General features: G+C 47.2%; 9 protein-coding genes. 2 read left to right on the top strand and 7 right to left on the bottom strand.

Features of this window, described 5'->3' with window-relative positions:
* Positions 1 to 295: 295 nt before the first annotated feature.
* Complete coding sequence (glsA, locus tag FJQ58_RS20160) at positions 296 to 1237, top strand: glutaminase A (protein ID WP_139996566.1); 942 nt, start codon at positions 296 to 298, stop codon at positions 1235 to 1237.
* Between the two features lie 81 nt (positions 1238 to 1318).
* Here the strand turns inward: glsA and FJQ58_RS20155 are convergent, their stop codons facing one another.
* The 5 genes from FJQ58_RS20155 to arfA form a co-directional block, all read right to left on the bottom strand.
* Positions 1319 to 1882: a YkvA family protein gene (locus FJQ58_RS20155; RefSeq protein ID WP_238404201.1), complete on the bottom strand. Its 564-nt coding sequence runs from the start codon at positions 1880 to 1882 to the stop codon at positions 1319 to 1321.
* Between the two features lie 159 nt (positions 1883 to 2041).
* Positions 2042 to 3880 carry an ABC transporter ATP-binding protein gene (locus tag FJQ58_RS20150; RefSeq protein WP_238404200.1) on the bottom strand — a complete coding sequence of 613 codons (1839 nt, stop codon included), beginning with the start codon at positions 3878 to 3880 and terminating at the stop codon, positions 2042 to 2044.
* Positions 3873 to 5603, bottom strand: coding sequence for an ABC transporter ATP-binding protein (locus tag FJQ58_RS20145; RefSeq protein ID WP_139996565.1), 1731 nt, complete (start codon positions 5601 to 5603; stop codon positions 3873 to 3875). Before FJQ58_RS20145 ends, FJQ58_RS20150 begins: the two co-directional genes overlap by 8 nt.
* A 172-nt stretch (positions 5604 to 5775) precedes the next feature.
* Positions 5776 to 6696 carry an ArsR/SmtB family transcription factor gene (locus FJQ58_RS20140; RefSeq protein WP_139996564.1) on the bottom strand — a complete coding sequence of 307 codons (921 nt, stop codon included), beginning with the start codon at positions 6694 to 6696 and terminating at the stop codon, positions 5776 to 5778.
* Positions 6697 to 6785: 89 nt separating this feature from the next.
* Entirely contained in the window at positions 6786 to 8294 is a 1509-nt protein-coding gene (gene arfA / locus FJQ58_RS20135; protein ID WP_139996563.1) for an arabinosylfuranosidase ArfA, read from the bottom strand.
* Positions 8295 to 8616: 322 nt separating this feature from the next.
* Between arfA and FJQ58_RS20130 the strand changes: the two genes are divergently transcribed.
* Positions 8617 to 9525, top strand: coding sequence for a sensor domain-containing diguanylate cyclase (locus tag FJQ58_RS20130; protein ID WP_139996562.1), 909 nt, complete (start codon positions 8617 to 8619; stop codon positions 9523 to 9525).
* Positions 9526 to 9579: 54 nt separating this feature from the next.
* On the opposite strand, the gene FJQ58_RS20125 is transcribed toward FJQ58_RS20130, so the two are convergent.
* Entirely contained in the window at positions 9580 to 10839 is a 1260-nt protein-coding gene (locus FJQ58_RS20125) for an ATP-binding protein (RefSeq protein WP_139996561.1), read from the bottom strand.
* Between the two features lie 213 nt (positions 10840 to 11052).
* Entirely contained in the window at positions 11053 to 11781 is a 729-nt protein-coding gene (locus FJQ58_RS20120) for a YceI family protein (protein ID WP_139996560.1), read from the bottom strand.
* Positions 11782 to 11929: the final 148 nt, after the last annotated feature.

Below are 11929 nucleotides of genomic sequence, written 5' to 3'. Positions count from 1 at the left end.
TTGTTCAGTTTTCAAAGAGCAATCTATTCTTTCGTTCGTGTTGCTTGTTTTCCTTGTCGTCCGCGTGTTTCTCTCGGCCGGAATTAGAATATATCATGCTATCCTACAAATGGTCAAGCCTTTTTCGAAAAAAACTTTAAAATCATCGTTTATTATTATTTCTCCGTATAAAATAGGGAATATTTCAGCAGTACCAGCTCTATTTTTCAGAATTGACACTATATAAAGTCCGTTCGCCTATTATAAAATAAACACATCATCTATCTATATCAGATTCACTCGAAGGAGCTGCGCTATGTCCCTTACTGAAATCCAACGTCTTCAAACGCTTCTGCCTACATGGGTTGAAACGAACCGGCTGCTGTGCGCCAATGGAAAGGTCGCTTCTTATATACCTGAACTCGCTAAATCCCCGATCGACGCCCTTGGCATCCATCTCATCAATGCACAGGGAAATTCCGTCTCCGCGGGGAATTCGGAGCTTACGTTCACCATGCAAAGCATCTCCAAGGTATTTACCTTAATTCTGGCGCTGATGGATAATGGCGAATCCGGTGTCTTTGACAAAGTAGGCATGGAGCCAACAGGTGACAACTTTAACTCCATGCTCAAGCTGGAGCTGGTGCAGCCCGGCATTCCCTTTAATCCGCTCATTAATGCAGGCGCGATTGCAATATCCTCTCTGATCGCAGGGGAAAGTCCGACTGAAAAGTCGAGACGGGTACTGGAATTTTTCCGCCTTCTCTCTAATAACCGCTCGCTAGATTACGATCTGGACGTATACCGCTCCGAATCCGACACGGCCAACCTGAATCGTTCCATGGCCTATTTCCTCAAAGATAACGGAGTGCTTGAGGGTGCTGTCGAAGATGTGCTCGATGTCTACTTTAGGCATTGCTCCATCTGTGTAACTTGCACCGATCTCGCCCAGATGGCTTTGGTGCTCGCCCATAACGGCACGAACCCGATTACAGGAGAAGAGCTCATTCCACGCCGCTATGTCCAGATTGCCAAAACGTTTATGACCACATGCGGCATGTACAACGCATCAGGGGAATTCGCCATTCAAGTCGGCTTGCCCGCCAAAAGCGGTGTGTCCGGCGGTATTTTGACATTGGTACCCGGACGTTACGGCATCGGTCTGGTCGGACCGTCCCTGAATCGCAAAGGAAACAGCATCGCAGGGGTTGCCCTTCTTGAACAAATGTCACAGACCTTTGACTGGAGCTTATTTTAGCGGCTGATCCATCGGCAAAATTAAAGGACGTCCCGCATGTTTCATCAACGCGGACGTCCTTCAAAGGGATATTCTACAAGCTTACGGCTGAGTTTTTACCAGCTTCACACTTTTGTTAAGGATAAAGAACTGCTCCGCCTTCTCGCGGTGCTCATCCGTAATTTGTCCGCTGATTGCCTTATAAGCCACAAATATGGCCGTGGCGTCATCAACAAAGCCGACTACCGGGATAAAGTCGGGAAACAAGTCAATCGGTAAAATCCAGTAAGCAAGCGCTCCGATTGCCGTTACTTTAGTAGCTAAAGGCGTCTTCGGATCTGCCGAGCAATAATACAGCGTCACGACTTCCTTAGCGAACGGTACTTTTGCCGCATGACGCTTCACCTTTGCCCAGAACCCTTCTTCCACATACTTGGTTTGCTTCTCGTGATCCCCGATTTTCCCTATCCACTTATGAATGTCGACATCCTCTGGCTTGTTTTTATCATCTATATTCATAGAAGCCTGTAGTTCCTCATCCGTCACCTCATAAGGTATGGCTTCTTGAACCAGCTTCACGCCGCATGAGGAACAAACGGCAGCCATAAGCTTGTCCGTATCCATCTCATGATGGAGTCCACAGCTGGCGCACTCCACTTTTGCCATATTACCCGCCTCCTTGTTTGAAATGTAGCAATTCCTATAGTTCATAAAAGATGTAGTCTCTATTTCCACAAAAAACAGATTCCCTCTACTTGCTGAGGACGATGAAACCGTTTGTACCTAGTAATACTGCTCATCGGCGAAAATAGTTGCAAGAAGGTTTTAGCTGCTCTGCAGGTGTCCGCCTACAAGCGAACTATAGAACCCTTTTTGCTGCAGCAGCTCCGCATGAGAGCCTTTCTCTATAATAGCGCCATCTCTCAGCACAACAATCTGGTCTGCTTGTTGAATCGTATTCAGGCGATGGGCGATCACAAAGCTTGTTCGCCCCTGCATCAACCGCTGCAGCGCCTCTTGTATTTTGATCTCGGTGACGGTATCGATACTGCTCGTTGCTTCATCCAGCACCAATATCGATGGATTGGCAAGAATAGCTCTCGCGATCGCAAGCAGCTGCTTCTGCCCTTGGCTGATGCCACTGCCGTCTGATTTCAGAATAGCATGATAGCCGTTCTTCATCCGAACGATAAAGCTATGGGCATTCGCAAGCCTTGCCGCCTGCTCCACCTCGGCATCTGTAGCATCAAGCTTGCCATAACGAATATTATCGCTTATCGTACCCTCGAAGAGGAACGGGTCCTGAAGCACAAAAGCCATATGAGAACGCAAATTCTCGCGCTTGATCTCCTTCGTATCCTGTCCGTCTATCCGAATGCTGCCAGAGCTAGGATCATAAAATCGGCATAGCAGCTGGATAAGTGTCGTTTTTCCCGCGCCAGTGGGACCAACCAACGCAACCGTCTCGCCAGGCGCTAAGTTAAAGCTTACATCCTTAATCGTCGCCGAACGTCCTTCATAGGCAAAGGTGACATGATCGAACACGACATGCCCTTTGACCTCATTGAGCTCTGAAGCATTCGCCTCATCCGTGCGTTCCTCTTCCTCGCTAAGCACATCGAATACCCGCTCCGCGCCTGCAATTGCCGACAGCATCGTGTTCCATTGATTCGCCAGATCATTCAACGGACGCGTGAACTGTCGGGAATATTCGGCAAAAATAACGATTACCCCTACCGTAATGGCATCATTTAAAACAAACACCGCGCCGATGCCCGCAATGATGGCAAAGCTTAAATTGTTGAGTGCGTTCATCAGCTTCGGAATAAAGCCCGAGATCGTTTGAGCCCAAAAGCCGGAAACGAGAATGCGTTCATTCCGCTCCTTAAACGCAGTGATGACCGTTTCCTCCTGCGAAAACGCTTTGACAATGCGCTGGCCCGAAAGCGTCTCTTCTATATAACCATTCAAATCGCCCAAATTGCGCTGCTGCGCTTTAAACAAACGGCCGGTCTGCTTGGTAATCCATTTCATCCCAAGCAGCATGAGCGGTATAACAAGAAATGTTAACAAGGTCAAAAGCGGACTAAGCGAGAGCATCACGCTAACCGTCCCGATAAGCAGCAGCACGCTTGAAAACACCTGAATAACCGAGCTGTTCAGGGAAGAACTTACATTCTCGATATCATTCGTTACCCGGCTCATCAGCTCACCATGCTGCCTTTTGCTGAAATAAGGAATCGGCAGCCGGTGCAGATGCTCAAACAGCTGTACCCGCATGCGGTATACGGTCTTTTGCGAAATCGTGATCATCCATATGCTTTGCAGCCACATCGTAATGGAATGGAGCGCATATACGACAGCCATCCCAATTAGAAATACAACGAAGCCGCTGTCTCTGTTCACTAAAAAATGGTCGACTGCCGTCCCTGCAAGGTACGGACCCAGCAAGGAGAAGCCAGAGCTGAGCAGGATCATAACCATAACCGCAAACAGCTTGCCTTTGTATCCGATTAAATAGCTCCACATTTGCCTAAGCGTCTGGGAAGCATTTTGAGCTCTTGGTTTTTTCTTGCCTTTGCCTGCCGCCTGTTCGCTTGCCGGAGCCTCCGCTGCTTTGTCAGGCCTTTGGTATTGAAATGGCTCTTTGAGCTGTCTAAGCACGGGATACACCTTCCTTCCCGAACTGTGATTCGTAAATTTTCTGATATAAGCTGGACTCCCTGATCAATCGTTCATGTGTGCCCTGCGCTAGCAGCTCGCCTTCATCTAGCAGAAGAATAGAGTCTGCTGATATCGTTGAGCTGATTTTTTGCGTAACGAGAAAAGTTGTGCAATTCATCTGCTTCAGCGCTTGAAGCAGTGATGCTTCCGTCTGCACGTCAAGCGCGCTTGTGCTGTCATCCAGCAGCAAAATCACCGGTTTGCGGACGAGCGCGCGCGCAATGGTCAGCCTCTGCTTTTGCCCGCCGGACAGATTGACGCCTTTCTGTCCTACAATCGTATCGTACTGCTCGGGCAGCTTCATAATCGTGTCATGAATTTGCGCCAGCTTCGCTGCCTCTACAACCTCATCAAAACTTGCATTTTCCTTGCCCCAGCGAATGTTTTCCTGGACTGTACCTGTGAACAGCATAATTTCTTGCGGTACATAGCCAATTTGCTTGCGGAGCTGCGCCAGCTTCAAATGGCGATTATCCATTCCATCTACCCGGATATCCCCGCTCTGAACATCATAAAGCCGGGGAATTAGCTGGATTAATGAGGTTTTGCCAGAGCCTGTTGCTCCCATAATAGCAATCGTCTCGCCTGGCTTAGCCGTGAACGAAATTTGATGCAGAATACGGCGATCGGATTCCGGGTATTGAAACGATACCTTGTCAAAGGAAACCCCGCCCTCCTTAAGCCTTGCAGCTTTATCGCTTTCCTTCGTATCCGTCAGGTCAATATCGGTCAAGATGACCTCCTCAATTCTTTGCGCCGATGCGCGTGCCCTAGAGAAGTTGACCACAATCCACGACATGATGGACAGCGCCGCCGTTGTTCTCGTCGCGTAATTGACAATGGCAACGACCTCGCCGACTGAAGCGCCATTCGTATCCAGCTCAATGCGGCCAAACCAAAGCACTGCCATCACACTGGCATTCATCACGAGCAGGATGATCGGCATGGTCGCCTCCGTCAAGCGAAGGGCAGAAATCGTGCGATCCATCAGAAAACCGCTTGCTCCCGCAAAGCGCTTAGATTCATGGTTCATCCGCACAAACACGCGAACGATTCGCATCCCGATTAGGTTTTGCTGCATCACGCTATTGACTTGGTCGAGCTGCTGCTGAACGGAACGGAATAAGCTCTCGCCCTTCTTGAGCACCCAAAGCAGAAATACAGCCAGGAAAGGGATAACCACCGCAACCCATATTGCGAGCTTTGGATGGACGATAAAGGCCATCACTATGCTTCCGATGACAAGCAGGGGAGCGCGAAGCATAATGCGCAGTCCCATGAACACCGTATTTTGCAGCTGCGTCACGTCATTGGTTAATCTTGTTATCAGTGAAGATTCAGGAAAGCGGTTAAAATTTGCAAATGAGAACGATTGCACTTTTTCGTAGAGCCTCTCTCGCAGGTCAAAGCCGAAGCTTTGGCTGACATGGGAGGCGTAGAAAGAACTAAGGATACCAACGACAAACGCAATGACGGAGCAACCAATGAGGAAACCGCCCCATTTCAGTACGACAGATAGGTTGTCTTGTCCAATGCCGTCATCAATGATTTTGGAAATGATATAAGGCTGCAAAAGCTCCACCATCAGCTCAATTAACATAAGAAGAAGAGCAACATAGGCGGCAAAACGATACTTTTTGAGAAAGGCGAACATGGTCAGCATCTTTAATCCTCCGAGTAAGGTTGGCTTATATTACCTGTCTTACCCATTATATCTACTTGTTTTAAAAATGGCATGTCGATCTAAAAAAATTAAGCAGCGGAAAGGAAGCCTTCGGGGTCCTCTGGTTTAGAAAGATGGGGGAGGACATACAGCAAAAGGCAGCTAAGCTGCCTTATACGCCGCGCATATCCTCATAAAAGACTCGGAACATAATATCATGGTTGTAGTTGCCGAAGCCTTTGCCGTACAAGGTCAGCCCGCCCACATGGACAGCATCCTCCTTGACACCAATGCGGAAGGTCCAGAAATTGCGCTCCAGTCCAATTTCGCTAATGCTGACGGACGACATATGCTGTCCATCAATTAGCGTGCCATCCTCTTGGATGCGAATGACCTTCAGCAGGCCATATTGATTGACCCGATCTCCCCACCAAGCTGGAGAGAAGCGCCCTCTAACTTCGCCATAATCGCCAGGGCTTGTCCACATTCCGATATCCAGGCCATTCAATGAAAAATCAATATCCGATGGCCAGTTTTCGTTTACGCCCGGCGCTTCCGAACCCAGCTCCAACGTAATTTCCAGTGCGACGGGCCGCTGTCCCGAGAGCAAATAATTCGGAACCTTGTATTCCACATAACCTTTGCCGAACCACAAAATGCCAGCATTCATCCGCTCCGGCTCCAGAAAGAAGCGCGGATCATCAAACTGTCCAATCAGCTTGTCTACCGTTGCGATGCCGCAGGTTGGGAATACCTCGAACTCCGTAAAATGGCCTACAGGCACGCTAACATCATGCACCTTCCGCAAATCCATCGTGGGATGCGGCAGCTCGATGGCGATCGAACGCTCGGCGAGCGAGCAAATTTTATGCGTGCCCCCTTGCTTGCGCACCATTTTCGTATGAACGATGCCAGCCTTCTCCAGCTTCCGAATGTGCATCGTCACAATCGCGCTGCTCAGCCCAACGGCCTCCGCAAGTTCCTTCACGTTCATCATGTTAGTTGCAAGCAAATTTATGATGGAGAGCCTTACCGGGCTCGCTAACGCTTCATATAAAGGCAGCCATGCCTCGTCTGTATTTGCATTGATCAATACGTTCCTCTCCTTTCTATACTTCTTAATAATAGAAGGGCATCACAAAAGCCGCAATAGCGGCTTCCGGATCCCCCTGTTAGTTCTTCTTATAGTTTGATGCGAATCACGTTCCAAGATGCTTTGCCAAGCGTTGCTTGAATCTTACCGCCGTCTGAAATTGCAGCATTGCCGGATGTATGAGGGGTTACGCGGTTTGGCGCGTCAACTGTGTTTGTCATTTTTAAATCCGCATGCTCCAGCACGATGTGCTCAATAATACGGAACTCCCCGAAGCTGCGAAGATCGATTTCAAAAGGCAGCGCTTCTTCGATGTTGCGGTTAACCGCAAAGATCGTCACTTCCTCTTTCTCTTCATTATGGACAGCAACCGTCTCCAAATACGGAACATCTGTAAAATCCTTCGTATCGTGCTTAGGCGATTTCACGAGCGGCACGAGCACCGTTCCGCGTCCGAAAATACTGGCATGCATATAAGGGTAATAAATCGTTTGCTTCCATGCCGGTCCGCCGTTTTGGGTCATAATTGGCGCGATCACATTTACCAGCTGTGCGATGCAAGCCATTTTGACACGGTCTGCACGCTTCAACATGCTGATCAGCATACATCCGACAACAAGTGCATCCTCATGGGTATACACATCCTCAAGCTGAGGAGGCGCGATTTGCCATGGCTCCAGCTCTTTGTCTTGCGCGTTCGAATGGAACCACACGTTCCACTCGTCGAAGGAAAGATTGATTTTTTTCTTGCCGCGTTTTTTCGCCTGAACGTAATCGCAAGTTGAAATTACGGTATTGATATAAGAATCCATGCTCATAGACTGTGCAAGGAAGTTTTGCGTATCATTTTGTGAATTTCCGTAATATTGATGAATAGATACATAGTCAACGGTATCATAAGCCAAATCAAGGACGGTTGCTTCCCATTCTGGGAATGTCGGCATACCGATATGCGAGCTTCCGCTGGCAACAAGCTCAATGGTCGGATCTACCCAGCGCATCGCTTTACCTGTTTCGTTGGCAAGCCGTCCGTATTCTACGGACGTTTTGTGGCCAATTTGCCATGGTCCGTCCATCTCATTGCCCAAGCACCAGGTTTTTACGTTATGCGGATCTTTGTATCCGTGCGCAATTCGAAGGTCACTCCAATAAGAGCCTGACTTATGGTTAGAATATTCAATCAGATTACGGGCATCGTCAATCCCGCGCGTACCTAGGTTAACAGCCATCATCGCTTCTGTATTCGCCTTCTTGCACCAATCCATGAATTCATTAAAGCCAATCCAGTTCGGCTCGATTGTTCGCCAAGCAAGCTCCAACCGCTTCGGGCGTTTGTCTACCGGACCTATGCCATCCTCCCAGTTGTAACCGGATACAAAATTTCCGCCCGGATAACGAACGATGGGCACATCAATCCCTTTCACCAGCTCAAGCACGTCGGAGCGAAATCCTTGTTCGTCTGCTTGCGGATGATCGGCCTCATAGATTCCTCCATAAACCGCACGACCCAGATGCTCTATAAATGAACCGTAAATACGTTTATCAACCTCGCCAATTTGAAAATCCTTATCCACAATCATCGTTGCCTTGTCTGCCATGCTTACCCACCTCATCATTAATTAATATATTCATTAACTCAGTAACTTATTCCTTAACAAGCGCTGTTACTATATATTTAACTACAGCTTCATAGTTAATTCAAGTATTAATTTTATGTGTTTTGAAATAATACATTCGTTACTTCAAACGCTTTACTGATTAAGAGATTCGCCTTTATCTGAAAAAGGCAGAGTTTTCTCACCGGAAATAGTTCAATATCCCTAAATAAACTACTTTTTTCTTGAGTTGGCACGTCTTTTAGACTACTATGGAACTATAAGGTAATCCCTTGGTTTCAACACTACGGCAGGAGTTGAGAACATGAGCAGTAACACACGCTCACTAGATGATGCAGCCGACCATATCATTGATACCCTGAAGCACTTTCTTCATGTAGACACCCTTGCAGTTGCAATGGCCAATGGTACGGGAAGCCGAATTCTCCGGGCATTCAGTCGCCATGAGATATCGAATCCAAACAGTACCCAAATCACTTTGCTACAAAACTATAGCACCCTCGTCCTACAACATACCGCTCCTTTACTCAGCATTCCGAACATACACGATGATCAGCGTACAGCCTCTCTTCCGATTACCCAGCAGCTTGAAGCCACTTCATTTATCGGCATAGCAGTATCTACCTCTGACCATCACCCCGTAGGCGCGATCTGCGCTTGGCATCACGAGCCTATCCGGTTCACAGATCAGCAGCTCGCCTTTCTCGAATCCATGGCGGCATTTTTTGGTTATATTTTGGATTTGGAAAATGCAAGCGTGACCGATAGTTTGACCGGCTTGTACAACCGGCGCTACTTGTCTCATTTATATCAAAATAGCTCAGACAAGCAGTTTAGCGTCATGTTTATTGATATTGATGATTTCAAGGATGTTAACGATACCTTCGGGCATGACTTTGGAGACGCGCTTCTGCTGCAGATTGCCGCAAGACTTAAACAAAGCGTCAGGAAAAGCGATATCCTCGTTCGATATGGCGGTGATGAATTCGTCATCTGTTTCCAGCATCTCGTTGACAATCAAGATATTGATTTTGTTGCAAAAAAGATCAAAGACTCCATCAACGAGCCCTTCATGATAGAGGGCCATACGATTTCCATTTCAGCAAGCGTCGGCATTAGCGCCAAGCATGGGGCAGGCAGCAGCCTGAAGGAACTGATCAGCGATGCAGATCAAGCGATGTACGGAATCAAACAAAACGAAAAGAACCTTTAAGCCAGCCTCTTCTGTCCAAAAGTAACTATCCGGACGGCTTCACCCCAAAGGTTCTTATTGATTCGTGATGAGTCCAAAATGCATTTCGCAAATCGTACCCTCATTTGGTTTGCTTCTGAAATAAATTTTCCCATTCATTGCTTTCACTAAGCTTACAACGACCATCAACCCAAGTCCTGTGCCGCTTTCCTTTGTTGTAAAATAGGGACGGCCTACTCTTTTTATTGCCGTGCTGCTCATACCTACGCCTGTGTCGCGAATAATGATTTGGACCATCTCTAGCTTCAGCCTCGTATGTACGGTTAAAGAGCCGCCTTCGGGCATCGATTCAATCGCATTTTTCATCACATTCAGCAGGCATTGTTGAAATTTCTTGGGTTCTCCCCATATTTGCAAGGACGTGTCCGCTAAATGATGGACATTAATCGTTATGTTCGCCACGACTGAGAACGGGTGCAGCCACGAAATGACACCGTCTACTTCTTCTCTTACATTCAGCAGCGTCGGCTCTTCCAGTGAAGGTTTGGAAAAATTCAAATAATCCGTAATGATACTATTTGCATGGTCTATGCCTTCAAAGGCGTAAGTACGGTAGCGCTCCATCGCCTCTTTGCTAACATTTTCATTCCCCATCAGCTGCAAGAATCCTCTTGTCGTCGTTAATGGATTGCGAATTTCATGCGAGAGAGAGGCAGCCAATTGCCCGATTAGCTGGTATTTCTCCGAGAGAATAAGCTCCCTCTGAAATCGCTCCTGATGCTTCACATAGAAATAAATGAAATTGGTAAATAAAGAAGAGATTAACGTCATCGTTACGATGACGGTGACCAAGCGAGAATCCTCCCACCTGCCTTGCAGCCAATGCGTACTTAAATAAATGAGTAAATAGATCATAACGAGACTGATCGTATAAAAAGACATTCGGTTATGAGAGCTGTTCTCCATCTTATAATGAACAAACAGACCAAGCCCTAGAATAACCGTGCCGGCAAGCAAAGTAGGAAGCCCCTCCGTTTCTACGACGAAGATCCCGCAAAAGACAAACGCCGCCCAGGTGGCAATGCCAGGCACGGCTCCCTCATATAAAGAAGCCAGCGCTATGGATATAGGAATAAGGTGCAGGGCATAGACCATGGGGTTATGTTCCTCATACCCAAGGTAGATAAAGCTCAATAAAGTCAGAATAGCCAAAAAAAGCAACTTGCGCCGCTGGCCGTCAAACATAAACTTTGGGTTAATGACAAGAAAAAGAAGACAAGCCGCAATCATATAAAGCAAGCCATGGATAACAGGCAAAAGGACGGATTGAACCACGATGATGTTCCTCTCTGAAATGAATCATTCCATTACAACGGTGAAAACCGACATTCTCCTACATTTATTCGACGTTATTCCGCATTTCCCTTTTCTAAGGAGGGAGATCCTAATGTTTCCCTTTTTTGAGCTTATCCGCTAGAAGGCATAGCTAAAAAAAAGAGCCTCCTCTGCAGGAAGCCCTTCGCTTTTGTTGCTGTTTTCAAACGCGTCTTATCCTTTGCTTAATGATAAACGAAGCTCGACCGTTAAGTTGTTTTCCGTATCCATGACTACGGTATGGGGATTTTTCATGCCAAAGTCATCAAAGGTAACGACCGTGCTTGCCTCAAGCTTAAGTGAGCCCTGATCATATACCGTCTGACCCGTGAAGACAACCTCTTTCGTAATTCCTTTTACGGTGAGCTCACCTGTCATGCTCACATCGTATACCTCACCCGTATTCCACTCTGTTGGAAGACCCTCGAAGGACTTAGCCACAAAGGTCGCATTCGGAAATTGCACCGTGTCCAAATATTCCGCTTCCGAAATATGCTGATCTCGTTGTGCATTTCCCGAGTCCATGCTGGTCACTTCAACAGTTCCTTCCGCTTTAGTCTGCGCAGCATCCTTCGAATTAAGATTCCAGCTGCCTGTTACCTTAGCAAGCTCATAGTTTACGGTATCTCTAGAGGTAGTTACGGAAAAATAAACCTTTGAATCTGAACCAATGCTCCACTCACCGTCAACGTCCGCAGCCTCATTGGATGCTGGCGTTGCCTCATCAGTTGTAGACTCCCCGCTGCCAGACACCTCAGTGCTGTTATTTTCAGCAGGAGCTTGCGCAATGACGCTTTCAATTTCCACATGATTGCCTGTCAATCCGTCATAAACAAAATAAACAGCTCCACCAATAACAATGATTAATGCCGCTGCCAACGAAATTAATTTCTTGTTTTTCATCTATATCCTCCTTTTTATCATTGTGAATGATGTTTTCCTTTGAAGGGTTATGCTTATCCACTTCCTATAGGTTAATGGAAAGTACTGAGATAAAGCTGAATGGAAGCTGAATGTTTCCTGAAAATGCTGCCGTTCGATTCGCGGGATG

The organism is Paenibacillus paridis (genome assembly GCF_006345825.1).
GTDB classification, from domain to species: domain Bacteria; phylum Bacillota; class Bacilli; order Paenibacillales; family Paenibacillaceae; genus Pristimantibacillus; species Pristimantibacillus paridis.
This window is presented reverse-complemented; position numbering and strand designations above follow the sequence as displayed.